Origin of the sequence: Streptomyces sp. R41, from assembly GCF_041053055.1 — a bacterium.
Lineage (GTDB): Bacteria > Actinomycetota > Actinomycetes > Streptomycetales > Streptomycetaceae > Streptomyces.
This window is the reverse complement of sequence record NZ_CP163443.1, coordinates 949713-974661: the sequence shown is the minus strand read 5'-3', so window position 1 is coordinate 974661 and position 24949 is coordinate 949713. Positions and strand designations below refer to the sequence as shown.

Here is a 24949-nt window from a genome sequence, read left to right as displayed (position 1 = left end):
CAGGGTGTGTTCCCTGTCAAGTTCAGCGTGTTGAAGATATCTCGGGACGGATGATTGGTCTCAGCGGACACCGGGGGAAGCGGGAGGGGCTACCGGATGTGGACTCGGCCGAAGATGGCTCCTGTCCTCCACACGATGGCCCCGCCGACCGCTACTGACCCGCTGGCCCTCCCCAACGACCGACACGTAGGCGCTGGCCACAAAACGGGCCACTTTAGTGTGGAATTGACCCAACTCTCTGCTTCAAGCGGTCGTCCAGGCCAGGATCTTCTGGGGCGTGGCTATGAGGGCCAGCGCCCACGCGGTGCCGTCGGCCGACGGCACCCTCTCCGAGAGACGGAGAGGTTTAGCATGCCCGAAAAAGACTTCGAAGAAATCTTCGAAGGCGCTGATGATCTGTCAGAGGGTACGGCCTACCCAATGCAGGTGGAGAAGCTACGAGAGGCCGGCTACGCGTCGAGCAGACTTTCGCCCTGCTCCACCACTTCAAACGACTCGCCGTCCGATGGGAACGCCGCACCGAACTCCACGACGTCTTCGTCTCCCTGGCCTGCAGCCTGACCTGCTGGCGACGCCTCAATAAGGCGCCTTCATGATCGTGTTGCCAGCTCTACACGACCGCAGCGGGCAGTTGCAGGACGAACCCGAGGTGCTCGCGCAGATCATCGTGGACGGCCATCTCGGCGAGTACCAGCCGCCGTACACGCCATCGGCGATCGCGCCGCCGACGTGGCCCTGGACGTTTGGAACGGTCGTCCAGCCCAACCCCCTGCGCTACTTCGGTGACAACTGCGCGGCGATCACGGGAGTGGTTGTACCGGGGCAGGAGTTTCCTTGACCACAGCATCCTCCTGGTCGGTAGCTTCGACCGACCGGTGACGGACGGCTCCCCGCTCCGGGTTATCCAGTTCATGGTCGAACGCGCCTCCGAGTCCGGCCGAACCATCGGGCCCGGCCGAGGCCGTCACCGACGAGGCCCTGCACGTCCACATGGTTGCCGGCGCCTGCCACTGGGCGCACACTGCGGGCAACTCGCTCCCAGCAAACGCGCCAATCTGGTCGTATTGGGCGACGACACGCGCCGTGTCGATGTCTCGCGCATCGGCGCATCGAGGTGTTGCTGACGTGCGTTGAGGGTCAGCCGACGTGAGGACGGTGGATGAACGCCATCTCGGGTTCCTCTCGCGCCACGTACCCCACGTCCGGATGGAACTGGTGCGGCGCGTAGGGCGAACCCGGGATGCCGATGAGGTCCGCGACGAAGTCGCGCTCATCGATCCGAAGCAGTCGCCGGCGAGCGTCGTCCACGTGCCCGCAGTACCACGGAATGACTTCCTGCCGCAGCCACGAAGCATGGCAGACCTTCTCGTTGTTCAGAGGGAAGATCACGGGGCGAATGAAGGTCTCCCGGACGGTCCGGGCGAGGCCGAAGAACGCTGACAGAGCATCATTCTGGTCGGTCCACCGATGAAGAGCCAGGACCCTTTGTGTGAGTCTGTCGAAGAGCGCTTCGAACCGCTCGTGGAAGCGCGCGGGCGAAGGGTGTTCCGCACCGTGAAACTCCCTCGCCAGGTCGACGCATTGACTGCGCCATGGCTCCTCACGGAGGGAGAAGCCAAGTGCCTCCTCGACTTCGGCGGGGATGAGCCGAGGGTTCACGTTGATGCCGGTCACGGCCAGCAGGGGATCCTCGATGATGCCCGTGAGTAGATCTGCCACCAGAACGATCCGCGCCTCGTCCGTGAGACCGATCGCTTCCTTGGTATGAATGCCGTGCAGGTCCGCCAGATCCCGTTCCGTACAGCTGGCAAAGGACGAGAAGTACTCTCGAACGTTCGCGGCCTGATCGAAATTCTCCTTCTCCGCATTATGCGCGAAGGGCCATCTGTTCAGATCGTGCCACCATGCCAACTTCTGGATCCGCGCGCGGTCCAGGCCTCTCGTCGTGTCGCAGAGTCTTCCGGCAACGGAGACCACCCTCTGCACGTGCCAGATCCTTGCGAAAACCGAGACCCGGGGGTCAACTTCCTCACCGTACGTCGTGGCGAATCCCGTGATGTAACGGAGGCGCGCAATCCGTTCGGACGTCACTCAGGGCCACCTACGGGCTTGTCTTCGAACAACTGTCGCGCCTTGAGTGACCAGGCGCTCCGCCACGCCCTCTCGAAGCCGACCGATTTCAGGACGGGAACGTACCTGCCGCGCGCCGCGTGCAGGATCGTGTTGTATTCGAGATCCGACACTTCCGCGAAGATCTCGACGCATCCCGTGCCAGCGTCGAAGGAGATGGCCTCGCGGCTCAACCCGAGGAACGCCGCCAACCGTGCGCAGAAGTCGTCCGCGTCTTCGGTGAGGTCCTTCTCGCCGGTGCGAGCCGGCCCGCACCTGGATCGCTGCGGCTTGGGGCACGAGCAGGGAAGGCAGCGGTCGGCGAACACCTCCGTGCGCCATGTCCCCAGGTGTTCACGCGCGGAGCGGACGAGGGCGAGCGCACACGAGCTGTGCCGGTAGACCGGATACCCCACTGTCCTGGCCGCCGCGCGCAACTCCTCCCATCCCGCCCGATCGAACACCTCCCGCTGCTCCGATGGCGCCTCGGCACACGACGGCAGACTCGCAAGCACGCGCGGGTCGTCCACAGGAACTCCAGGCCCCCGCCTCATCCCTGCCACGACCGAGGCGTCCACGCCGACGTCCTGAAGGCGTCGGACCACCGCCTGGTAGTCGGGCAGCGGGTGAGAGAGCTCGGGGACGAACGGGCGCCAGAAGTGGACAGCGGACTGCCAGCGCGAGGAGCTGACCAGATGCGCGTTCCTGAGCGTGGTCTCAAAGTCGGCAATCCGTCCCCGTTCGAGCGTGATCCCCTGATCCCTTGCGAACGACTGGCTGAAGAACCAGACGATCGGCCATTCCAGCGCATCGAGTTCGGCGACCAGGTTCTCGGTCACCGTGGCCTTGGTGATGAGCACGGTCGGCCTCGGCGGGATGAGCTCGGCCAACTCCGTGAGGGCAGCGACGATCATGGAGGCGTTGTCCGGCGTCATCGCCATGTCGGTGTAGTTTCCGAAGCACAGCGGCGTGGGATCGTCCAGGGGGTGGATGAGTTCGGCGCGGCGCCCGTTCAAGTAACTGTGGAGTTCGTGGGCCAGACGGCGCGGAGTCGCCCTCCTCATGGGCTTGGTCGCTCGTAGCCCCATGGTGCCGAGATAGCAGTATCCGCAGTCGGCCGGACAGCCGACCACGGGGTCCAGGCTGATCCAGGTGTCGTGTTCGGCGATCAACGGTGGCGTTCGCTGCGGCTCCCGCACCGGACCGGTCACCTCCACAGGTTGAGGAATGCCGAGCGCAGGGCCTCGTATCCCGCGGGGCGAGCCGAGGCATCGTCTATGTGATCCGAATTTCTCCAATGGAATTCAAAGGTCTCCTGGAGGAGGCTCGTGCTGTGGAGGCCCGACGACTCGAATTGAAGCTCGAAGGAGTCGAACAGGAGAGCCTCTCGTTTCGTGCGCCGGGTGCGGAAATATGGCTCGAAGAATGTCGCCTGGTCGGTGAGCAGGATGGTGGACCCCACTCCGAACCGACACAATCTCACTTCGATCAGGGAACCAAATTCCTCGCGTAGCGCACGATATCCCCGAATGCTCTCCTCGGTCTTTCTGAGTGGGATCGCACTCAACGGCTGCTCGATGTCCTCTGTCGCATCGTAGGATTTCGAAAGGCCGTAGTATTCGGGAACGTGGGGGTTGCAGATGGCGATCATCACGGCAGCGCCAGCGGAGAGCACATCACGGACCTCACCGTTGAATGCGCCCCTTGCGGAGAGGTAGGACTGGCCGGTTTCGGCGAGTAGACGGACCGTGGATATCTTGACCGCGGATTCACGGAGTGCTGCCTTCTTCGCCTCGTTTCGCTGCTTGTTGACTAGGCGTTCCGAGCCGCGGGTGGGGACGAATGCCGCTCGGCAGTGGAGTGTGGAGGCCAGTACCTGCGGGGCGGTCGAGATCCAGGTTCCGGCCACCCTCTTTCCTGAGAGGCTCTGCCGGAGTGCGCAGATGGTGTAGATGAGTGAGGCCGCGTCCGGTTCCTCGGCACCGGCCATTGCGCCACTCGTCCACCGCGTTCTCTTGAGGCATTCCCTGAGTAGGAACCATCTGTACATGACGAGCGCGCCGGGTCGTGTCATCTGAGGGAACGCCTGGAACATCACCTGATGCCAGATGTCGAGACATCGCATCAGGCGGTTGCCCCTCTCTTCCCTCTTCCCAAGGTTCACCTCGTCCCGCAAAATGAATTCCATCGATTCCAGCAGGATCGACCGGTCCAGGCCGCCATCGCCGCCGGTGATGTGCGGGATCGCGCGGAACAGGAGGTCCATTTCAAATCGAGCGAAATCCTCGAAAACATGCCCTCGGCGTCCGCTGCCGAAATCGATGAAGTGCACATCGGAATGAACCGCGTCCACGAGAATGTTCGCGAATCGGATGTCGCCGTGCAGGAGGCGATCATCGTGCACCGGCGCGATTCTGACGGACGCGATGCTCTCCTCCCACCAGTCGCGGAATCCGATGAGCTCCGGCAGATCGGGACAGAACGAGCGGGCCGTGTTGAGAGCGGCCAGGATCCCCGTCTCCCATCGGACAGGTGGGAGATACGTGATCAGTGGAGCGGTGCCCGCGGCAGAGTGAGTGGATCGACCGTCCGCCAGGGTTGTCGCGATGGTCCGGAAACACTCTCGAACCGTCACTTCCGAAGGTGATTCATCGCGATTCACGTTCCACAAATACGTCTGCATGAGTCGCTCGAAGTCGCTGAAATTGTCGAGATCCTCGAAAGACTTACCGCCGATGTAGCGGTACGCGATCACCGCCCACAATACCGGCCGATCGTCGACCTCGATCTCAATGGGGCCGTGCACGCCGTCAAGACTGTGCGCCGTCAACCAGGGGTCACCCCCGGTGTAATCCTGCCTGTGACTGTGTTCCGCCTCGATTTCCTGAACGGGCCCGGCCTTGAGGACTATGGGGTCGATATATCCTGTCCAGACCAGCGCCACAAGTGAGCCCGAATAGCCTCCAGGGAGAAGGCGCACCAGGCGATCATCCGTCGTATCGGCACCACTCGTACCGATACCCTCCAAAGTGCTTCTGACGAGCCTTCTTACGTCACCCACCGACACCTGTGAGTGCCGCCCGATGATGCGCAACAGACCCCCCAGTGACGTCGACAAACCCCACTGCCGCGCAACGGGATTCTTCCCTCAGGCTACCCACGCCGGACGGGTGTGTCAGCAGGGCGAAGTAGCCGTCGCCGCTGTCGCGCGACTCCCCCTCCGGGCATCCTCTCACCGTGTACAACTGAGCGAATGGACACTCTCGTCGCGGCCGGTCTGGCGATCTTCGGAACGTTGGCTGGCGCAGTGGCAAATCACTTCCTCCAGAGCCGGGTCGCGCATCGTGCGGAGCTTTTCGCCCGGTCCGAGCGGCTCCGACAGGACCGCATGCTGGCGTACAGCGATTTCGCCAAAGCGATCATGACCTACCGGAGGGCAGAGTTCGCTCGCTGGGAACAGCGCCACGCGAATTCTCCCGAGCCCGTGCTCATAGAGGCCAGATCCGAGGCGCATCGCAACCGGGCTGTCGCCTGGCACGCCATGTTCCAGCTCCAACTACTGGCCGACGACCCTGGGTTGTCCAGCCTGGCCAACCGCTTGCTGGACTTGACCTCCGATCTCCACCGTGCGCTGGACGAAGAGGATCTGCAGCGCCGCGGTTCGCTCATCCGGGAGGAACTGGCCCGACTCATGGGCATGGCCGCGACCGGTCTCCGGTAGCTCGCCACATCCGAGGATCCACGGCGAGAACAGCGCCAGGCTTAGAGAGCATCTGATCTAGGTAGTTGGTGTTCTGGGATGCTTTCTTCGCTTTTATCCCTGAGGGTGGTGGGTCGCGGGTCTTGCAGCTGTTTTGACCGCGGGGTGGCGGGGTGCGGGTCCTCGCCGGGTGCCTTGTGGACGGCCTGCGGAGCGTCCGAAGGGTTGTGGCGGCTTGGCTGGTGTTCCCACTGCTGCCTGAACGTGACGAAATCGTCGGCGGACACGGCCAGGTGTGAGCCGGGCAGGCGGCAGCGGTTTCTCCCAGGGCAGTCGGTGGTCGGCCACCAGGGTTCGGGCGAGGCGAAGTTGGGTGTAGGCGGCGATGATCAGCCAGGTCCACCGGTCGGCCTGCTCGGGAGTGCGGGGCCGGGGCAGGGTCCAGTTCAGAGTCTGGCGGGCGAAGCGGAAGGTGTGTTCGATGTCGAAGCGGCGGGTGTAGGCCCGCCAGAGCAGGTCCGGATTGGGGGTGTGGCCGGGTGGTCCTGTCTACCACAGCCACAAGATCTTCGGTGCCCGGCTCCGGCCGGGCAGCCGGTCGACGGTGAGCCGGACCAGGGTGCCGGGGACGATGGGGCGGGGGCCGCGGCTGCCGTGGCCGTCGTGCTGCTGGGTCTTGGCGTGCAAGCGGTGCCATATCTGCACGGTCACCGCGCCGTACTGCTCGTCCGTGCACGTGTGGACGGCGTCCGGGGCCGGCCAGGTGGTGGGGTCGGGGCAGGCGAATTTCGCGCCGTGGCGGCGCGGCCTCCCGGCAGCCGTCCTGAGCCGGGGCGGCGGTGAGCTCGAGGGCCAGGCGCACGGAGTCGTAGCCGCCGTCGAACACGAACAGCGGTGTCTGCAGGCCCAGTTCAGGACTCTGTTGCAGCAGGCCGCGGATCTGTCGGGCGGCGACCGTGCTCGGGTTCTCGCCCGGGACCAGGCGCCGGGCATCGACCGGAGCGGTCCACGAGTTCGTCGTCAACTCCAGGCCGGCGAGCCAGGAGTAGGCCCAGCCGGCCACGATCGGCTGTCCCGCCGAGTGCCTCGACGGGGCGAAGGGCTCCGACGCGGTCACTCTCGGGGCAGTCGTCGTGGCGTTGAGCGCGTCCGGTGGCGTGTTCACCGCGCTCGTCGAGACCGTGCGCGACTGGCTCGGCAGGTCCTCTGCCCGGCACCGTGTCTCGCTGACCATCGACGGTGACACGATCGAACTGGAGCGTGCGTCCGACGCCGAACGGCGAGACCTGGTCGATGCGTTCGTCCGTCGCCACACCGGCAGTTAGCCATGGGACGCCGACTGGCGCTGCTGATCGCCACCTACGACTACCAGGACACCGGCCTGCGGCGGCTGACCGCTCCGGCGCACGACGCGGAGGCGTTCGCCGCAGTGCTGCGGGACCCGGCCATCGCCGGATTCGAGGTCACCACGCTGGTCAACGAACCGCACCACCTCGTCGGCGAGGCCATCGGCGACTTCTATCGCGATCGGCGCCGCGACGACCTGACGCTGCTGTACTTCACCGGCCACGGCCTCAAGGATGACGACGGTCGGCTGTACCTGGCGATGAGCAACACCCGCCGCGACAGCCTGCTGTTCACCGCGCTGTCCGCGGAGCACGTCGATCAGGCGATGGGCGGCTCTTCCTCACGGCAGAAGGTACTTATTCTCGACTGCTGTTACAGCGGGGCCTTCCCGGCCGGGCGGATCGCCAAGGCCGACACCGCGATACACGCGCTGGAACGTTTCCAGGGCCGCGGCCGTACCGTGCTGACCGCATCGGACGCCACCCAGTACTCCTTCGAAGGCAACCAGCTACACGGCCAGGCCCCACAATCCGTGTTCACCCGCTATCTCGTGGCGGGACTGCGGGACGGCAGCGCGGATCTCGACGGGGATGGCGACATCACCCTCGACGAGCTGTACAGCTACGTTCGCGATCGGGTCGTCGAGGAGATGCCGCAGCAGCGACCCAAGAAACAGGACAACGTCGAGGGCCGCACCGTCATCGCCAAAAACATCAACTGGACGCTCCCGGCCTACCTGCGCAACGCCATTGGCAGCCCGATCGCCAACGACCGGCTCGGCGCCCTCGACGGGCTCGCCCACCTGTACCGGATCGGCAACGACGTCGTCCGCACCTCGGTCCTCGACGAAATCCGCCGTCTCGTCGACGACGACAGCAAACTCGTCTCCGCTGCCGCCGCCGCGGGCCTGCGGTCCGTACTTCCCCGACCGCCGCAGACAACGGGCCCGCCTGAGACATCGGGCTCGCCCGAAACACCCAGCGCGGAATCAGCCGGACGAACTCCTCAGCCACCGCAGCAGGCGGCCACGACGCCGCCCGGCGTGTCTCCCGCCCCGGACCGCAACAGCCACGACCGTACTCCCGCCACCGCTGCAGGCAGCGGCCCGTCATCGGCCCAGCCCACACCGCCGACGCATGCATCTGAGTCGACCAGGCCCCCGGAGGGACCACGCTCTCTCGCGGCCACCGCGCCCGTGTCGGAGAGCCGGCCCCGCCCCGACGCACCGACGACCGCGCGCCCCGACGCACCGGGCCCCGACACCGGCACCGGCCGTGGGCCACGCCTCCTTCCACGGACCCGCCGATCCAAGGTACTCACTGCAGGCGCCACGCTCCTGGTCCTGACGGCGACCGTCATCGCCGTACTCCTGTCCACACGCGGAGGATCCGATTCGACGACGAGCGGTAGCGGTGAAGGTCCATCGCGCTACGCTCCACAGGTAACTGACCCGGCCACCCTCCCCAGCGCCGGCTCATGGGCCGAGTTCAGCCCGGACGGCAAAACCCTGGCCACCAGCAGCGACGACACAGTGCGGCTGTGGAACCTGGCCACCAGCAAAACCACCGCCACCCTCACCGGGCAAACCGCCAAGGGCAACGGTGTGGCGTTCAGCCCGGACGGGAAAACCATCGCCACCCAGGACGCCGACAGAACGGACAACATCACCGTGCGGCTGCGAAACGTGGCCACCGGCAAAACTACGGTCATCCGCACCGGCCACCCAGCTGGCGTCAGCTGGGCGTTCAGCCCGGACAGCAAGACCCTCGCCACCGCCAGCACCCTTGCTGGCGATCCCTACGACAACCCGGTGCGGCTGTGGGAGGTGGCCACCGGCAAGACCACCGCCACCCTCACCGATGGCAATGGCGGAACGTTCAGCCCCGACGGCAAAACCCTCGCCACGTCGGCGGGCGGCGGCCCGGTGACGCTGGTGAGCCTGGCCCCCGGCCACTTCACCGCCACCGCCTCCGGCTCCATCGGCGATTTCGAAAGCATGGCGTTCAGCCCCGACGGCACCCTCGCCGCCGCCGGCAAAGGCGGCACCGTTTGGACGTGGAACGTCGCCCCTTCTCCAGCCGCATCGGCTTCGCCCGCCACTACCACCCACTCGGCGGCGACGAACTGACCTTCAAGGTCAGCGATGCGCGGCTTCCTCGCCGTCTGTCCAGCCCCCGGGGGTGCTCCTGTCTCTTTGGTCAAGGACGAGGATCGGCTCGCCGCCGGAGTCAGGGACGGTCTGGAGGCCGAGGGCTTCGCCGTCGACGTAGCCCTCAACGGGGTGGATGGGCTGTGGCTGACCCGGGAGAACAACTACGACGCGATCGTCCTCGACATACGGCCCCGGCCGACAGGTCAGACGATCTTCGCCGTGGACACCCGCCGACGACCCGCGTGAGTATCCAACCCGCCCCTCACACCAGATCCGTGACCTGCAACTTCACGATGCACACCACTCATTAGGCTTCTCCCTGTGTCAAGCGACTACGACCTGGGGAGCATGCCTGGGTTCATCTACCAGTGGGGCCACGATCAGGCCCTGACCCATGACCGCTGCTTCCTGTGTGGAGCCGACCTCACCCGAGGCCGGACGGACGAGCACGTGTTCCCTCAGTGGCTGCTGCGGCGGTTCGACTTGTGGAACGAAAAGATCACGCTGCTGAACGGCACGCTGATGCCGTACGCGCAGATGAGGATCCCTTGCTGCAGCAGCTGTAACAACGAGCACCTGTCGCGTATAGAGCAGGCCGTGGGCGACGCGTTCGCCGAAGGACCCGACGCAGTCGCGGCACTGGATGCGACCACGCTGTTCCTGTGGATGGGAAAGATTTACTACGGCCTGATGTTCCGGGAGCTTTCCCTGCTGGTTGACCGACGGGACGCGCAAGCCGGCACCATCATGACGCCCGAATTCCTGGCCAGCTTCAAGACCCATCACCTGCTGATGCAAGCCGCACGCGGAGTCGTTCGCTGGCAGCCAGATCAGCATCCGGCGTCCATCTTCGTGTTCCGGACGCAGGAACCCACGCATCCGCGCGGCCGTTTCGACTACGTCGACATCATCAACTTCCCCTTCTTCGCTGTACGCGCAGGCGCCACCGCAGTCGTCGCCGTACTCCAGGACTGGGGAGCGCTTGCCGAAGCCGTAACCGTTCCCGGCCTGGAGGCCGCCAAGCAATTGGATCTCCACCCACAACAGTTCCGTGAAACTGCGGCGCTGGCCGCCTACATGACCACGTTGTTCAACCGTGTCCCCAAGCACCTGATGCATGCCGCCGAGGACCATGTCGGCATCCTCACCCTGCCCATCGCGGGACTGTCTGCCAAACCCGTCTTCGACCCCTTTGACCTGAGCCACTACGCACAGGTCCTGTCCTTTGTGACGGGGCGGCCCCTCGAGGAGCTGTACGACGGCCGCAACATCGTCACGCTCCTGCGTGACGGCACTACTGACTTTTGCGGCGTGATGTCGTTGAGGGATGACGATGTGTGATCGTCGCGGTATGCCGGTTGTGTGAGATATCCGCAGGGTGGTGGGCTGACGCCTGAACGGCAGGCGTTTCGCGAGCGGATCCGGCTGGAGGCCGCGGAGCGCTTCGCAGTCGGTGCCTCCACCGCCGAGGTCGCCAAGGAATTACGGGTGAGTGTGCGCTCGGTGCAGCGCTGGCGCCGGGCCTGGCACGACGCCGGCGCGGAGGGGCTGCGGTCTGCCGGACCGGTATCGCTGCCCAAGCTGAGCGAGAAGCTGTTCGCCGTGCTCGAGCAGGAGCTGGCCAAAGGGCCGGTCGCCCATGGCTGGCCGGACCAGACGTGGACGCTGGCGCGGATCAAGACGCTGATCGGGCGCCGGTTCCACAAAAGCATGACGCTGTCGGCGATCGCGCGGATGCTGCACCGGCACGGCTTCAGTCACCAGGTCCCAGCCCGCCGAGCCATCGAGCGCGACGAGGAGGCCGTGGCGGGCTGGGTGAAGGAGACCTGGCCGCAGGTGGAAGGGCCGTGGCGGCGCTCGACGCCTGGCTGTGCTTCGAAGACGAAGCCGGGTTCTCGATGACGCCGCCCACCGCACGGACCTGGGCCCGACGCGGCCACACACCCGTCATCCGGGTCCGGGGACGCTCCCAGCGCCGCTTCTCCGTTGCCGCGCTCGCCTGCTACAAGCAGGGCGAACACTCACGGCTGATCTACCGGCCCAAACGGCATCTCGATCACAAACGCGGTGGCAGACGCAGTTTCACCTGGACCGACTATCGCGACCTGCTCATCGCCGCCCACCGGCAACTCGGCGCACCGATCGTGCTGGTGTGGGACAACCTCAACGTCCACAAAGACCGCCGATTACGGGAGTTCATCGACACCCACGACTGGATCACCTGCTACTTTCTGCCGGCCTACGCACCCGACCTCAACCCCGTCGAGGGCATCTGGTCCCTGCTGCGGCGCAGCAGCCAGACCAACACCGCCTTCACCGACCCCGACCACCTCATCAGCACGCTTCGGCACGGTCTCCGCCAGATTCAGTACCGCAGCAAGCGCATCGACGGATGCCTCGCCGAAACCGGCCTCACCTTGACGACATCACAGCGACAACGTCAGTAACCAGCCCTGGACTGTCCCGTGGAGCGCGGACGAATACCAATTCCCCGACATCCGCCTTATGCAGAAGCCGTCTTCGGCCTCAGGTTCGGACGCCTAGGCCAGCCGGAGCAGTCCGTCAGGGTCGAGCCTGCTTCAATGGTTGCGTCGGCAGCGACGGAACTGCGCAGCGCAATCCCTCGCTCTGCCATCAGGTCCTGCGGCGGGTGTGTCCGCGGCCTTCCTCGCCCAGGCGATCCGGTCGTCGGCTGCCCCGGCCTCACGGGATGCCGCTGTAGCTGGCGTGTGACGTGGGTTCTCGACTGCTACCGCCTGGGTTCGACCCTGCGCTGGAATGCGGCGCGCCCTTCCCCGACGGAGTCGGTCGAGCAGAGTGACCACAAGCTGCGCAGACTGTCCACCAATACCTGGGCAGGGCGTGATCCTGGAGGGTGCGCCCGGCGAGCGGTGGTCCACTCCACAAGCATCCGGCCCGCCATACGGGCCGTCGAAACAGAGCCCACGTCGAACCGGCGGCAGCGGCCCTCCGACGCCATGTGCCACATGGCGTCCAGAGACTCTCGCACCTGCTCCCGCAGAAACTGCAACTCCTCGTCCGACACTGCCAGGAAGGCTTCCAGCCGCTCCATGCCGGATGTTTCGGTGCGCTCAGCGAGCTGTTCGCTGTGACAGTGCGCTGCGAGCAGCCACGCTGCGCGGGACTGTTCGGGCGGGTCGGCGAACGCCATGGCCGCGCGCAGGTCCGCCATGAACACGCTGTCGTCCGTCGGCAAGGCCGGAGCGTTCAACCAGATCAGTACGCCGCAGACGCGTTGGTCGAGCTCGGCGCGCGATGCTGTTGCCAGGTCGTGGCGGCGTCGAAGATTGTCCCTCATCTGCTGGACAGCCGTTCGGTTCTCCATGTCCACAAAGGCTGCCGCTTCCGCACAGTCGTACCAGCGTCCCTCCTGGCCGCGGTGCTCCGCCGGGATCTTCTGCAATGCCTCGCCCTTTCGCTCCCGGGCCTTGCTGTACTCAGGGAAGTAGGCCTTGAGAAGTGCTGCGCGTACGGGAGCGAGGGGCAGCGGTACCTCGTTGAAGAACGCCAGAAGCGCCAGGTCGTCGTTGGTCCTGCACAGCGGGGCGCATGCCAGGAGCCCCGCAACAAGAACGACTGTCTGCGGGGTATGCACCTTGATGCTGCCGATCTTCAACAGCGTGTCTGGCCCGGGCCGTGGGACCAGCCCGGCGGCTCGCCACCGTTCCAGCTGGTAGGGGCTCAGCTTCAGGCCAGACGCGGCTGCGATGCGGATCGGTCGTGTCCCTCGTCGTGGTGTTGGGGATCAACTGGCGGGCGTGTTTGGAGTGTTGGGCAGCGCCGGGTCGCTTTCGGGGAGTTCGCGGTAGATCTCGCCCATGCTGCCTTCGGGGAGGTAGCGGCGGGGAAAGGCGATCCATTCGTCGTGCATCTCGAAGAGCACGGCGGTGACCAGCCGGATGAGCGCGTCGTCGTTGGGAAAGACCTGGACGACATCGATCCTGCGCTTGATCTCCCGGTTCACCCGTTCCAGCGGGTTCGTCGACTGGATCTTCTTCCAGTGCCGCGGCGGGAAGTCCGCGAACGCGGTCAGATCCTCCTTCGCCTCCAGCAGCATCGCTTTGACCTTGGGGAACTGGGTGCCGAGCATGTCTGCGACGGTGTCCAGCTGCGTGCGCACGAGGCCGGCGGTGGGCTGGGTGAAGATCGTGCGGATCGTCGCGGCGACCATTTCACCGGAATCCCGGTCGATCACGCTGAAGGCATTTCGCAGGAAATGAACCCTGCACCGCTGCCAGGCGGCGCCGAGCATCACCTTGCGGACCGCAGCGACCAGCCCGGCGTGCTGGTCGGTGATGACCAGGCGAACCCCGGACAGGCCGCGCTCTCGCAGCGAGCGCAGGAATTCCTTCCAGAACGCCTCGCTCTCGCTGTCGCCGACCATCAGGCCCAGGACCTCGCGGTTGCCGTCCTCGGTGATGCCGGTGGCGACGACCACGGCCCGGGAGACGATCTGATGGTTCACCCGCGCCTTGCAGTAGGTCGCGTCCAAGTAGACGTAGGGGAAGCGGACGTGGTCCAGCGGGCGGGTGCGGAATGCGGTCAGCGGCTCATCCAGCATCGTGCAGATCCGCGAGACCTCGGACTTGGAGATCCCGCTGTCCCCGCCCAGGGCTTTGACCAGGTCATCGACGCTGCGAGTGGAGACGCCATGCACGTATGCCTCCATGATGACCGCGTAGAGGGCCTGGTCGATGCGGCGCCGGCGCTCCAGCAGGCTGGGGAAGAAGCTGCCGGTGCGGACCTTGGGGATCTCCAGGTCCAGGTCGCCGGCCAGCGTGGTCAGCACCTTCTCGCGGTGCCCGTTGCGGACGTTGGTCCGCGTCGGCGTGCGCTCGTTCCACTCCGCACCGATGTGAGCACTCGCCTCGGCCTCGATCAACTCCTGCACCATTCGCTCGGCGATGGCGCGGATGAGCTCGATTCCGTCGGTCGAGCGTAGTGACTCAAGCAGCCGTATCAGTTCAGACTGGGACAGGGCCATCGTGCACTCCTCGTGGTTGAACTGGGCGTTCACCAAGGAGAGTTACGCGATGGCCCACCTCCTGTTCAGGGAGCGGTCCTCACCCGTGGAAGTGCGCCCCGGGCAGACGCCCGCGCACTCCCAGCCACTGATCCCGTACACCACGACAAGGGACACCATCGTGCACAGCTGCCGCTGTCCTGCGGCGCTCGGCTTGGGCGTCCTCGATGGGCGTTGCCCCGGCAGTAGCCGCGGCGTCCTGTTCGTCGCCGAATGCGCGCTCGCTCAGTTCGCGCAGGGCGCGAGTCTGCCGCTCAACTGCCTCTGCGATGGCCGGATCTTCCCTATGTGGCGGGGCCCCGTCTGCAGATGGGCTTCGAGGGTGCGGCGGTAGCCCTCGCTGGCCGTCTCCCGCGTCTTCACCGGGACCGTGAACGCGGCCGAGGGGACGTCGGCCGGCTCGAGGGCGGGAACGGAACCGGGCGCGAGGATCCGCAGGCCGCGCACGACCGTCCGGCCTGCCGACTCGTTCGCGGCCTTGATGACGCGGGCCTGCTCCAGGCGCAGCTTCGTCGCCCAGGCCGCCGACTCCGGGCACACGGTGAGCCAGCCGGAGTCGGTGTCGTAGCTGACGGCACCGACGTACCCGGCGAAGTTAGGGGCAATGACCGCCCACCGCTGCCGCAGGGACGCGCCGGCGGCCGGAAGCTCCCAGGCCCGCTCGGTGGCGAGCATGCCGATCGCGTCGCCCATCCTCATCGGCTCCCGCCCGCCGCGAGACCACCGACGACATACCCGGCTTCGTCTTCACCTTCGTCGTACGGCTGCCGTTCTTGCGCGCCGTCTCCATCGCGGACCGCAGCACGACGCGCGCCAGGTCGAGGCCGGACGGCTCCTGCCCGCTCATGACCGCTCCCAGGTGATGTAGCCGAGGGAGAGGTGCCCCAAGCGAGACAGGCGGGTGACCTGGTCGACGAACGTGCTCGTGAACAGGCGCCTCGCCGACACCTCGCCGTACAGGTCTATGTGGTCGAACACCACCTGGTGGTCCGTCGCGGCGCGGTTGCGCCAGTCCACGACCTGCTCGCGGCTCAGCTCCTCGAGAACCAGCTCCTGGTCGACGACGTCGGCCTCCGGCTCCGGCACGGCGGGTGCTGGGCGGGGAGCGGGCAGCACAACCGTGGCCTGCGGCGCGGCCGGCTCATCGAGGGCGGGCCGCGTGGCCGCGGCTTCGGTACGAGCCTTGGCGGCCGCTGCCTTCCGAGCGCGCTCCTGCTCCCAGCGGTGCTCGCGGGCCCACGCCTGGGTGGTCACGGCCTCGTGCAGCTGCGACTCGGTCGCCGTACGGCGCTCCTCGGGCGAGGCGTACGGCATCGCGTCTTCGACGGCGGCCGCCACCGCGTGCCGCTGGGCACGACTGCTGGCCTGCCGGTCCTCACACCGAGGGCAGTCCCGGCCCGAGTCGAGCAGCATGCGGTCGTCACAGAGCTTGTCGCCGCACTGCTGGCGCTGGGACAGGGCGCGGCTGACCAGCCAGCCCACCGGATTCGTGATCGGCGCACCCAGCCGCATCTGCTCGTCCAGGCGCCGGGCGAGGCGGTCGGCGAGGACCTGCGGCGCGTCGACCCGGCCCGCGAAGCACTCCACCAGGCGCAGCTCGGTGCGGGTCGTGGTCGACGTCGCCAGCCCCGAACTGACCGGCGGCCAACTGCTCGGCGTGCCGGAGATGCGTGCCCTGGCGAGGGAACGACGACCTGGCCGACGAGGTCATCGCCTCTGGTGGTCAGCCGGACTGGCGTGGAAGCCGCGTCGGGCGATTCGGCGGTCACGGTCAGGGTCACCTGATGGATGACGAGTACGTGCCGTTCACCGGGCAGTCGGCGAGCCTGGTCCACGAGATCCTGCCAGCGGCGGAGGCGGTTGCGAGGAGGGCGGAGGCGGTGTCCAGGGAGGCATGAGGGGCCCACGAGTGTGGGAGCCCCTCATTGGGTCGGTCAGCGCGAGCGCTTGGCCAGCGGCGGGTCGAGGGCTTCCAGCGTGCCTGCGGCCGAGCCGCCCGTCCTGCCCTCCGTCGTCAGCGGCCTCGCGTGTTCAAGAGCGGAAGGGACCCGGCCACACGCATCAGCGTGACTGGTTCAGGAATGCAACTACTGACTTTGAAAGCCGGTCGTGCCGGCAGGCCGCCGTGCGCTTGCGTCTTTCACCGAGCCTTTCAACAAGCGCGGAGGTATGCGAGGACGGCGAGGACGCGGCGGTGGCCGGCGGCGTCCTGGGGGAGGTTGAGCTTGGTGAAGATGCTCCGGACGTGCGCTTCGACGGTCTTGGGGCTCAGGAACAGTTCTGCGGACAGGGCGAGGTTGGAGCGGCCCTGGGCCATGAGTTCCAAGACCCGTCGCTCGCGTCGGGTGAGCGCAGTCAGCGGGTCGTGGACGCGCTTGCGGCCGAGGAGGCGGGCGACGAGTTCGGAGTCGAGTACGCAGTCGCCATTCGCGACCCGCCGCACGTCGTTGGCGAACGTCTGCAGGTCGGCGACCCGGTCCTTGAGCAGGTACCCGACGCCGGATTCGAATTCGGTCATCAGTTGCATGGCGTAGGACGTTTCGACGTGCTGCGACAGCAGCAGCAGTCCGACGTCGGGGTGTGCGCGCCTGAGTTGGATGGCGGCCTGCATTCCCTCGTCCACGTGGCCGGGTGGCATCCGGATGTCGATGATCGCGACGGCGGGTGGTTCGTGTCGTACGAGTGCCATCAGTTCGGCGGCGTCGTCGGCCTGGCCGGTGACGTCGAAGCCGGCCTCAGCCAGGATGCGGGCCACGCCCTCGCGGAAGAGGACGGCGTCGTCGGCGACTACCACGCGCATGGGATCTCCGCTCGGAGTCGGGTGCCGTTGCCGGCGGGGCTGTGCACGGTCAGCCGGCCGTTGAGCGTGGCGAGGCGGTCGCGGATGCCTTGGAGTCCGTTGCCCCACCGTCCGTTCGCGCCGCCCCTACCGTCGTCGGTCACTTCCACGCACAGTCGGCTGTCAGTGAGCTGGCCGGTGACTGCGATGGTCGTGGCGCCTGAGTGTTTGGTGGCGTTGGTCAGGGCCTCGCTGACGATGAAGTAGGCGGTCGCCTCGATCTCGCCCGGCAGTCGCGTGGCGAGGGGTACGTCGACGGTGACCGGGATCGGTGAGCGTTCGGCGAGGGCGTCGAGGGCCGCGCCGAGTCCTTCGCGGGTGAGGACGGCCGGGTGGATGCCGCGTGCGAGTTCCCGCAGCTCGGTCAGTGCGAGGGTCAGCTGGTGGCGGGCGTCCTCTATCGCGTGGGCGAGGGCCGTGTCGGGTGGCGCCTGCGTGGCTATGGCCTGGAGGGTGAGCGCGAGAATGACCAGGCGCTGCTGGGCGCCGTCGTGGAGGTCGCGCTCCAGACGGCGGCGTGCCTCGTCCTGCGCTGCGACGATGCGTTGTGCCGCCGCTTGCAGCTCGGCTGCCTGCACCGCGATCTGGTGCAGCCGGCGCCTTAGTTCTTCGCCGAGTCCTATGTTGTCGAGGACGAGTTCGGCCTGTGCCACCAGGTCCTGCAGCAACCGGTCTTCGGCGACGGTCAGCGCTTCGCCGCGTGCCTTGGTCAGCGTCACCGCGCCGCGCACGGCGCCTCGGCTGTCGATAGCTCGCACGTGGGTGCGTCCGCCGTCGTCCAGCGCCGCGAGCGTGGTCGGCGCGGTGACGACGGGCGTGGCGGGGACGGCCGCCGGAGGCCAAGTGGCCACCGCCACGAGTTCCGCCTCGGCGCCCACCCACAAAGTGACCTCTGCGGCGCCGACGCCGTCGGCGATGGTCGAGGCGAGGCCGGTGAACAGGGCGGCGTCGTGGCCGCCGCGGCTGACGTGGGTGGACAAGCGCGCCAGCGACTCGTAGGGCGTGAGCCGGCGCCCGTACACGAGCCGGTCCGCGGCCGTCTGAACGCGGCGCCGCACCCGTTCGAAGACGACGGCGACCAGGGCCGTGGCCGCCAGCGGCAACCACGGGCCGTGGGCGTCGCCAACGCCGATGAGCCGTCCGATCCCGGCCACGACGGCCACGTACACCACCGTGATGATGACGGCCATCGCGCCGTACACCACGGTCTTGTTGATCAGCAGGTCGATGTCGTACAGCCGGTACTTGACGATCGCGACGGCCGCCGCGACGGCCACCAGCGGCACGGCCAGCAGCCCGAGCGCGGGGGTGCGGAACGCGACAAGCCCGGCGCCCATGGCGAGACCACCCATGACCACGGCGTATGCGACCCAGCGCAACTGCCGTGCCTCGTCGCCGTGTGCGCGGCGGAGCCGGACGACGGCGCCGATCACCCACACCAGCTGGAACAGCAGATAGGCCGTGGGCCCCAGCACGTTCCACAGGTGTTGTGCCGTCTCGTAGCCGGCGAGGTGAAACGGGTGCGCGATGGCAAGGCCGTTGTCGGGGTACTCGACCGGCCACAGCGCCGAGGTCAGCGACAGCAGGGCGGCCGCGGGCACCATCGCTGCCACCACGACCCGCCAACGCGACGAGGGCAGCGCGCCGTGGGGGAAGCAGAGCATGGTGACGCCGAACAGTGCCAGCACCGGTGCGAGCGGCCAGGTGCCCAGCCAGCCGAGCCACACGGCGCTCGGCTCGCCTGTGCCGGCGGACCCGGCCGCGTACTGGCGCCCGAAGAACATGACCGCGTGCGCGACGCCGGTTGCGAGGAACAGCCAGCCCTCGCGATGTCCCGGCCGCCGGTCGAGTACGAACACTCCGACGGCTGTGAACGTCGCCGCGATCAGCCCGTTGTGGAGATTGGGCACGAAGACGCCGCAGGCGAAGCCGCCGGCAACGAGAGCGCCGGAGACCAGGCCGAGGCCCAACGGCGCGATGCGGGGGCGGCGAGGCGCGATCATGGTCTGCCGATGGCCTCGGTGAGGGTCGCCACCGACAGCTCGGCCTTGGGGATGAACCCGGCGGCGCCGCTGTCTGCCACGCGCCGTCCGTAGTCCGCCGCGTCGCGCGTGGAGACCAACACGATGCAGACGCCTTCACTCAGGCTCATGATCTGCGGTATCAGGTCCAACCCACTGACGTCCGGCAGTTGGATGTCCAGCAGTACCACCTGCGGGCGCACCGCGGCGATGGCCTCTCCCCGGCCAGTACGTCGCGGACCGTCGGCAGCGATGGAAAGAAGTCGTTGCCCGGATACGGGCGTTCGTTAGCGAGTTGTTGTGCGAGGACCGTGTCCTGCGGCTCAAGCAGGAGAGTGCGAAAGAACCCGAACACCGTCCGCCCGTCACGACGGTGGTTCAGATATCCCTCGACCAGAAGCCAGCCACCGTCCACTGAATGGAGCTCCTCGGGCGACCATAGCTGGTCCGGCACCGCAACCGTGCCGGACACGAGCCAGCGTTGGTCGTCCGTCGGCTCCGCGGGCGCCCAGGCAGGAAGGGGCATGGGCGTCACCGGGGGCCTGTCCGGGAAGGTCGGGTCGAGGTCGGGCATCAGGCGCTCCGCTTCCCCGAATGGCGACGGTGACCGGCCGGTGTCTACGAGACGGCCGACCATTTCGTGATAGGCGATCCACCCATACTTCTTGCCGTAGCGCTCTACCTTCCTGCGAGTGCCGTAGGCATGGTCGGTGCTTGAGGAAATGGCCTGGTCGATGCTGCCGAAGTCCTTCTCCCGCCAGCCCAGTTCCCATACCCGGGCCCTGACCTCGGCGCGGGCGATGAGGAAGGCGGGGTGCTTGAAGTCGTAGTTGCGCCTGCCGGTAATGGCGCCCCCGATGACGTAGTTCTCGAAGTCCAGGCCGAAGGTCCTATTGCACTCCTCGGCGTTGGGGTCGTCGTCCTCCATCACGTCGGCGGGTCCCGCGGCGGCGAACCGTAGCGCGAAGGCATCGACCCCGTTCGGGACGCTGGCATGGTGCAGAGTGCCGGCGAATTCGTAGGTGGCCCGCATGTAACCGCGCAGTTGTTCATGCGAGGTGGGTGTGCTCTCGCCGTCCAGGAAACGGTCGCGCAGTTGCACCAGCCAGTCCCGCAAAGCCTGTTCCAGCGGTCCGCCGGGGTCGGGCATCTGGTGGGTGCTGGCCGCACCGAACGCCGCGGCGACGAGGCGTTCGACGACATAGGGATCGTCGACGTCGAGCATCCGGGCGGCGAGGTCGAACAGCCGCTGTGGTTCGGGCCGGCCATAGCGCTGGAGGGCTTTCGTCGCCAGGTCCCGCATGCTCGTGTCCGTGGAGGTCAGCAGCCAGCCGATGGCCAGGGCGTTGAGGTCGTCGCTCTCGGAGCGACTGCTGCTCCTGCTCCACCTATCGACTGCTTGTGCCACATCTGCCGTGAGCCGGTTCTCGGCCCGGCCGCGGGCCCATTCGCTCCAGCTCAGGTCACGCTGGGCAAGGGGCAGTTGGCGCAGGACCCGGTCGAGGAAGGTAGCGTTCAAGCGGTGCGGCGCGGACCTGCGGACTTCCCACAGACGGCTGAATGCAGGACGTCCCCTCTTGGTGCCGGGAGGGGCGGTGATGAGCGCGGTTGCCAGAGCGTCGACCGTCTCGTCGTCGAGGAACCGCGACTCGGTCAAGAGTTCTTGTGCGAGCACCAACGCACGGTGCTCAGCCGGGGCGACGCGCCACAGGTGGTGTCCGGTGAAGCGGCGTGGCACCAGTGAGATGAGGGCTATGAGGACGTCTTCGCCCAGTGAGTGCGTCTGCTCGCCCAGGAGGGACTGCCACAGCGTCGCCTCCGCTAGCTGCTCGTTGACGTCGTCGTAGCGCATGCGCACCAAGAGCGCGTCGGCGATCAGGTATCCGGCGAGGCGGTCGAAGACGAAGCCGCACTCGGTGTCGTCGGAACCCCTGATTTCCTCGCGGAAGATCACTCCTTCCTCGACGAGGCGCCGGAGGAGGCTTTCGGCCCAGTCCGGTTGGCCGGCGTCGAGGATTTCTCGCGCTTCGTCGAATGGGAGCCGGCGGACATTGTGCGTCCACAGGTGCCTTGCCAGCGTGGCGAGGCGGCGCTTGATCTGGTCGGCCGGCACCGGCATGCGGGCCGGGTCCAGGGCCAGCCGCTCGGTCACACCCTCGCGGTACCGCTCGAAGACGCCGATGAGGGACTGGGGCAGGGCCTCCGCTCCTACCGGCTGCCGGCGGTCGTGGTTGGCGGCCTCGCAATACATGCGGACGAAGAGCGGGTTGTGGAAAGTGTCGAGCGGAAGCCACGCGTCACCTGGGTTGATGAGGTAGTGGCCGAAGTAAGCGCGCAGGATGTCGTCGACTTCCGCACGGTGCCACTCCAGTTCCAGGGACACGGTGGTCTGCGGGAGGATCTGGTCGGCAAGGACCTCGCGGAGGGTGACGATCACCGTGACGTGGGGATAGCGGTCCAGGGCTGGGACCAGCCTGGCGATGAGGTTCCGCCATTGCAGGGGCCGCTCGGCCTCGTTCAGTCCGTCGATGACCAGCGGTATCCGGCAGCCGGCTCGGCCTCCGGCCGAGTTGAGTGCTTCCAGGAGATCGTCGAAGCGGTCGACCCTGAGACCGGGGACCTGCCGCGCGAGATCATCGAGAGTGTCGCCGGTGTGCAGGCTCGCTCCCTGGATGAACACCCCGGCGGTCGGCTGGTCTGCCTGCGAGGTGATCTGCGCGGCGAGGTGTGTTTTGCCCTGTCCCGCGGCGGCGACAACCGCGAGCAGCGGGGCTTCAACATCCGACTGCATCGCGGTCAGCCACTGGACGATGTCGCGGATCTCCGCTGCGAGACCGGTGACGAGTGGCGCCTGGGCAAGATGGCGCTGCCTGAGCTTGAGCACGAGGCGACGCAGTGTTCGCGGAGAGGTTCGCGGTGGCTGCTGGTCGGCGAGGAGCTCACGCACTTCCCAGGGCCGAAGCCCCCTGCCAGCGTCCACGACAGCGCGCAGGTAATCGACGAACCCCTCCCCATCGTCTGCGATCCTCTCGCCGTCCTCCCGGACCGCGGCGTCGAGACCGCCGAGGCCTGCGCGCAGTGCCTGGAGCCGGGCCGTGATGTCGTCGGTGCGTTGCTGCAGCCACTCGAACGACGCCGGGCGCAGCAAGGCCCGCTCGATGCGGTGCTGCACGTGGTGCGCGGTGTGCAGCTGCGGTGCCCACCGGGCCGCGATCGGCGCCACAGACTGCTCGTGAGCTCGCGTCAGCGCCTCGGGGGTGAGGACGAGTTCACCGAAAAAGGTGGAGCGGAGCTCATCGTGTCCGGCCAGTTCGGAGTCAAAGTTCTCGCCGGACCACAGCCTGACCTTGACGTCCTGCCGGGCGAGCCCGTTGATCCACTGCTCGTCGCCCTTTGCGGGCCGCTGCGGAAGGCACAGCACGAAGTCGGTCAGCCCGGCGACGTGTTTGATCGCCAAAGTGAGGGAGTCCTCGATCTGCGTGCGCTGGCCCGCGCTGAACTCGTTCCTGCTGTTCAGGATGAACCACTTGCACGACCACCCCCAGACCCGGCCGGGATCACCCAGACCGCCGGCATGGTCGACGGGCAGGTAGAACTCGACCCCGGGCTGGTTGCGGCGCTCCCGCATCGTGCCTAGCGCCCCGTATCGGCGGGAGACGACGGCCCGCGTGAGCGCTTCGAAGTTCTGGTCGACGGCGCCAGGCAGGCGTGCTAGATCAGTCAGATCCACCGTCGCTCCGATTGCTCGCATCCGACCGCTCACTCCCGTCCTCATCCCATTCGTGGCGGGAGAAGACCTCGACCTTCGCGCCGTAGTGGAGGAGCACCTTCAAGAAACCCTGGACGTCGGACTCCTCAGTCCAGACGCGGACCGTCTCCGCCTCACGGGTGACGCTGTGGTCAAGAGCGTAGATGTCAACGTCGGATCGGCCCAGATCGTAGAGCTTCAACTTGACCAGCTCGTCAGCGAGTTCGCGAGGCATGCGCTCGTCATAACCCCGCCAGTCGTCGTCGGACCACGCGGCCTCGGCGAGGGCCCGCAGAGCCTCCATACGTTCCTCCGCTGCCTGCGCACCGGTGACTGTCTGGAATCGGCCGATCAGAACCAGGTTCATCGAATGCTCCGAGCCGTAGCCGTTCCAGATCCTCATTCTCTCTCCCTCAACGCCTGTACGGCTTCCATGATGAAGCCTTCGACCGGCACTCCCGTGGACGCGTAAGCGTGGGGGCGCAGGACGCCGGCCGCGTCCAGGTGCATGTGCGCGTCCAGGGGGAGTTCGCCGGGAATGGCCTCCGCGGTGGGCAGGGCGGCTTCCAGACTGGTGCGGGAGATGGCGAGCCGAACGCCGGTCTGGGCGGTCGCGGCCCATTCCACGAGGCGCTGTGCATCGGTGTCGCTGATGCCGGGGGTTGCGGCGGTCGGCTGCTCCGGCAGGAGCAGCAGTTCGCACGCGCCGACCTCGGCGGCGAACGCGGCGAGGTCGTCCAGTTCACCGATCGTGTCGGCGTTGATGACCGCATTGATACCGAACGGAGCGAGGGAGGTGAGCAACCCGGCCGCGTGGACCACGGCCGCGAACGGCCGGCCGCGGAGCCGCTCGTAGGTGGCTCCGACCCCGTCGACGGACAGACGGACGAAGTGCACGGCCCCGCGCAGCGAACCGACAAGTTCGGGGGTGAGCCGGTGCCCATGCGTCGTGAAGGTCACCGCCATAGACGTGGACTTGGTGATGTCCCAGCACAGTTGGGCGAAGCGTCGGTACGCAGTCGGCTCTCCGCCTCCGAAGCCGACACCGAGGCACCCGGCGGTGTCGAGCTCGGCCGCCCATGCCAGCACACGCTTCCTGTCGAGCGCGGCGGCATGCTTGGGTGCGTAGCAGTAGGCGCAGTGCAGCTCGCACGCATTCGTCAGCGCGACGGACAGGTACCGCGGAGCGCGGGAGAAGAGCTCGGCGGGAACAGGCACCTCGTCGAGCAGCACGTTCACCCCGGAAACGCGGTCGAACAGGTGAACGCCAGACGCGGACATGCGTACCTTGCAGCTCATCGGCAGCATGATGTCAGAGCTTCCGGTGACGCTGGAGTGGTGCGGCACTGCAGCGACCAACTGCCGGGGAGTGGGTAGAAGATCACGCCAGCAAGTCCGCCGACGAGGGCCACTTGGAGCCTGCTCCGCACGCCTCCAGACAGCTCGGTGGGCCAGCTTGCCCTGGGACGCGACCCCCGACGCCGGGAAAAGAGACCCTCACGCGCGTCGAAAAGACGAGGGCACAGGGCGCGACGCGGACATTCGTCTCGAGCACCCCCTCACGTGCTTGGGGAAGATCTCAGCGCAGCCTCGGAGGCCATCGCGGCTATAGAACGACCCTCACGTGCGTGGGGAGGAATATTACTGGGCGGTCAGGCGTTCCCAGCCTCGGAACGACAGACCCTCACGTGCGAGGGGAAGACTCATCGAATACGACGGGAGCGTGCTCCTCGCAGGACAAACCCCCACGTGTGTGGGGAGTTCCCTTGCCCGCCTGCGAGTTCGAAGATCCGCAGAGCGGGTATTGCTCACTTTACCCCGGTCCGGGTGTGTCGGGTGGACGTGCCTTGGAAGTGCTTGTGCGAGGAGCCGCTCGACCCAGCTCTCCCGCTCCAGTCATGAGCCGACCCTCCCACTCGTTCACGGGAACTGCCGACAGCCCCCAGACCGCTCCTAGGCCAGAGCTCGCCGCAGAGTTAACGGCTGCGA

21 protein-coding genes and 1 pseudogene are annotated in these 24949 nt (G+C 67.1%); 8 read left to right on the top strand and 14 right to left on the bottom strand.

Annotation, left to right across the window (positions count from 1 at the left end; all coding sequences use genetic code 11):
* Positions 1 to 622 precede the first annotated feature (622 nt).
* Positions 623 to 1150, top strand: a pseudogene (locus tag AB5J53_RS04785) (amidohydrolase); the annotation flags it as partial.
* On the opposite strand, the gene AB5J53_RS04780 reads toward AB5J53_RS04785, so the two are convergent.
* Genes AB5J53_RS04780 through AB5J53_RS04770 form a run of 3 tightly spaced genes read right to left on the bottom strand, consistent with a single transcriptional unit; the run spans position 1138 to position 5089 of the window.
* Complete coding sequence (locus AB5J53_RS04780) at positions 1138 to 2091, bottom strand: hypothetical protein (protein WP_369244383.1); 954 nt, start codon at positions 2089 to 2091, stop codon at positions 1138 to 1140. The pseudogene AB5J53_RS04785 and the gene AB5J53_RS04780 overlap by 13 nt on opposite strands.
* Complete coding sequence (locus AB5J53_RS04775; RefSeq protein ID WP_369244382.1) at positions 2088 to 3320, bottom strand: hypothetical protein; 1233 nt, start codon at positions 3318 to 3320, stop codon at positions 2088 to 2090. The genes AB5J53_RS04780 and AB5J53_RS04775 overlap by 4 nt, the downstream gene beginning before the upstream one ends.
* The gene (locus tag AB5J53_RS04770; RefSeq protein WP_369244381.1) at positions 3317 to 5089 is read right to left on the bottom strand and encodes a phosphotransferase; all 1773 of its coding nucleotides are present in this window, start codon (positions 5087 to 5089) and stop codon (positions 3317 to 3319) included. The genes AB5J53_RS04775 and AB5J53_RS04770 overlap by 4 nt, the downstream gene beginning before the upstream one ends.
* A 273-nt stretch (positions 5090 to 5362) precedes the next feature.
* On the opposite strand from AB5J53_RS04770, the gene AB5J53_RS04765 reads away from it, so the two are divergent.
* Positions 5363 to 5830 carry a hypothetical protein gene (locus AB5J53_RS04765; protein ID WP_369244380.1) on the top strand — a complete coding sequence of 156 codons (468 nt, stop codon included), beginning with the start codon at positions 5363 to 5365 and terminating at the stop codon, positions 5828 to 5830.
* 528 nt (positions 5831 to 6358) lie between these two features.
* Here the strand turns inward: AB5J53_RS04765 and AB5J53_RS04760 are convergent.
* A complete protein-coding gene (locus AB5J53_RS04760) occupies positions 6359 to 6520 on the bottom strand; it encodes a hypothetical protein (protein ID WP_369244379.1) in 162 nt (53 codons plus the stop codon).
* 422 nt (positions 6521 to 6942) lie between these two features.
* Between AB5J53_RS04760 and AB5J53_RS04755 the strand changes: the two genes are divergently transcribed.
* From AB5J53_RS04755 to AB5J53_RS04730, 6 genes are all read left to right on the top strand, one after another.
* Positions 6943 to 7134: a hypothetical protein gene (locus AB5J53_RS04755; protein ID WP_369244378.1), complete on the top strand. Its 192-nt coding sequence runs from the start codon at positions 6943 to 6945 to the stop codon at positions 7132 to 7134.
* Between the two features lie 2 nt (positions 7135 to 7136).
* The gene (locus AB5J53_RS04750; protein ID WP_369244377.1) at positions 7137 to 9284 is read left to right on the top strand and encodes a caspase family protein; all 2148 of its coding nucleotides are present in this window, start codon (positions 7137 to 7139) and stop codon (positions 9282 to 9284) included.
* Between the two features lie 66 nt (positions 9285 to 9350).
* On the top strand, positions 9351 to 9554 hold the full coding sequence (locus AB5J53_RS04745; RefSeq protein ID WP_369244376.1) for a hypothetical protein: 204 nt from the start codon (positions 9351 to 9353) through the stop codon (positions 9552 to 9554).
* A 75-nt stretch (positions 9555 to 9629) separates the two neighbouring features.
* On the top strand, positions 9630 to 10649 hold the full coding sequence (locus AB5J53_RS04740; protein WP_369244375.1) for a hypothetical protein: 1020 nt from the start codon (positions 9630 to 9632) through the stop codon (positions 10647 to 10649).
* A 21-nt stretch (positions 10650 to 10670) separates the two neighbouring features.
* Positions 10671 to 11210, top strand: coding sequence for a transposase (locus tag AB5J53_RS04735; protein WP_369243776.1), 540 nt, complete (start codon positions 10671 to 10673; stop codon positions 11208 to 11210).
* Positions 11207 to 11755: a transposase gene (locus AB5J53_RS04730; protein WP_369251986.1), complete on the top strand. Its 549-nt coding sequence runs from the start codon at positions 11207 to 11209 to the stop codon at positions 11753 to 11755. Before AB5J53_RS04735 ends, AB5J53_RS04730 begins: the two co-directional genes overlap by 4 nt.
* A gap of 302 nt (positions 11756 to 12057) precedes the next feature.
* Here the strand turns inward: AB5J53_RS04730 and AB5J53_RS04725 are convergent, their stop codons facing one another.
* The 10 genes from AB5J53_RS04725 to AB5J53_RS04680 all read right to left on the bottom strand — a co-directional run bounded on the left by AB5J53_RS04725 (position 12058) and on the right by AB5J53_RS04680 (position 24259).
* On the bottom strand, positions 12058 to 12945 hold the full coding sequence (locus AB5J53_RS04725; RefSeq protein WP_369244374.1) for a hypothetical protein: 888 nt from the start codon (positions 12943 to 12945) through the stop codon (positions 12058 to 12060).
* A 129-nt stretch (positions 12946 to 13074) separates the two neighbouring features.
* Entirely contained in the window at positions 13075 to 14313 is a 1239-nt protein-coding gene (locus AB5J53_RS04720) for an IS256 family transposase (protein ID WP_369251977.1), read from the bottom strand.
* 264 nt (positions 14314 to 14577) lie between these two features.
* Positions 14578 to 15045 carry a DUF721 domain-containing protein gene (locus tag AB5J53_RS04715; RefSeq protein ID WP_369244373.1) on the bottom strand — a complete coding sequence of 156 codons (468 nt, stop codon included), beginning with the start codon at positions 15043 to 15045 and terminating at the stop codon, positions 14578 to 14580.
* Positions 15046 to 15195: 150 nt separating this feature from the next.
* Positions 15196 to 15939, bottom strand: a complete 744-nt coding sequence (locus tag AB5J53_RS04710; RefSeq protein ID WP_369244372.1) for a hypothetical protein — start codon at positions 15937 to 15939, stop codon at positions 15196 to 15198.
* A gap of 565 nt (positions 15940 to 16504) precedes the next feature.
* On the bottom strand, positions 16505 to 17152 hold the full coding sequence (locus tag AB5J53_RS04705) for a response regulator transcription factor (protein ID WP_369244371.1): 648 nt from the start codon (positions 17150 to 17152) through the stop codon (positions 16505 to 16507).
* Positions 17140 to 19194: a sensor histidine kinase gene (locus tag AB5J53_RS04700; RefSeq protein ID WP_369244370.1), complete on the bottom strand. Its 2055-nt coding sequence runs from the start codon at positions 19192 to 19194 to the stop codon at positions 17140 to 17142. Before AB5J53_RS04700 ends, AB5J53_RS04705 begins: the two co-directional genes overlap by 13 nt.
* Positions 19191 to 19403, bottom strand: coding sequence for a response regulator (locus tag AB5J53_RS04695; RefSeq protein WP_369252052.1), 213 nt, complete (start codon positions 19401 to 19403; stop codon positions 19191 to 19193). The genes AB5J53_RS04700 and AB5J53_RS04695 overlap by 4 nt, the downstream gene beginning before the upstream one ends.
* Positions 19355 to 22942, bottom strand: coding sequence for a hypothetical protein (locus AB5J53_RS04690; RefSeq protein WP_369244369.1), 3588 nt, complete (start codon positions 22940 to 22942; stop codon positions 19355 to 19357). The genes AB5J53_RS04695 and AB5J53_RS04690 overlap by 49 nt, the downstream gene beginning before the upstream one ends.
* A complete protein-coding gene (locus tag AB5J53_RS04685; RefSeq protein ID WP_369244368.1) occupies positions 22929 to 23363 on the bottom strand; it encodes a DUF6375 family protein in 435 nt (144 codons plus the stop codon). The genes AB5J53_RS04690 and AB5J53_RS04685 overlap by 14 nt, the downstream gene beginning before the upstream one ends.
* Positions 23360 to 24259 carry a radical SAM protein gene (locus AB5J53_RS04680; protein WP_369244367.1) on the bottom strand — a complete coding sequence of 300 codons (900 nt, stop codon included), beginning with the start codon at positions 24257 to 24259 and terminating at the stop codon, positions 23360 to 23362. Before AB5J53_RS04680 ends, AB5J53_RS04685 begins: the two co-directional genes overlap by 4 nt.
* Between the last annotated feature and the right edge of the window lie 690 nt (positions 24260 to 24949).

Bases quoted from the DNA above. Each gene is read 5' to 3' on its own strand.
- AB5J53_RS04765 (WP_369244380.1), top strand. From the start codon at position 5,363: ATGGACACTCTCGTCGCGGCCGGTCTGGCGATCTTCGGAACGTTGGCT.
- AB5J53_RS04750 (WP_369244377.1), top strand. From the start codon at position 7,137: ATGGGACGCCGACTGGCGCTGCTGATCGCCACCTACGACTACCAGGAC.
- AB5J53_RS04730 (WP_369251986.1), top strand. From the start codon at position 11,207: ATGACGCCGCCCACCGCACGGACCTGGGCCCGACGCGGCCACACACCC.
- AB5J53_RS04720 (WP_369251977.1), bottom strand. From the start codon at position 14,313: ATGGCCCTGTCCCAGTCTGAACTGATACGGCTGCTTGAGTCACTACGC.
- AB5J53_RS04715 (WP_369244373.1), bottom strand. From the start codon at position 15,045: ATGGGCGACGCGATCGGCATGCTCGCCACCGAGCGGGCCTGGGAGCTT.
- AB5J53_RS04705 (WP_369244371.1), bottom strand. From the start codon at position 17,152: ATGCGCGTGGTAGTCGCCGACGACGCCGTCCTCTTCCGCGAGGGCGTG.
- AB5J53_RS04700 (WP_369244370.1), bottom strand. From the start codon at position 19,194: ATGATCGCGCCTCGCCGCCCCCGCATCGCGCCGTTGGGCCTCGGCCTG.
- AB5J53_RS04685 (WP_369244368.1), bottom strand. From the start codon at position 23,363: ATGAGGATCTGGAACGGCTACGGCTCGGAGCATTCGATGAACCTGGTT.
- AB5J53_RS04680 (WP_369244367.1), bottom strand. From the start codon at position 24,259: ATGAGCTGCAAGGTACGCATGTCCGCGTCTGGCGTTCACCTGTTCGAC.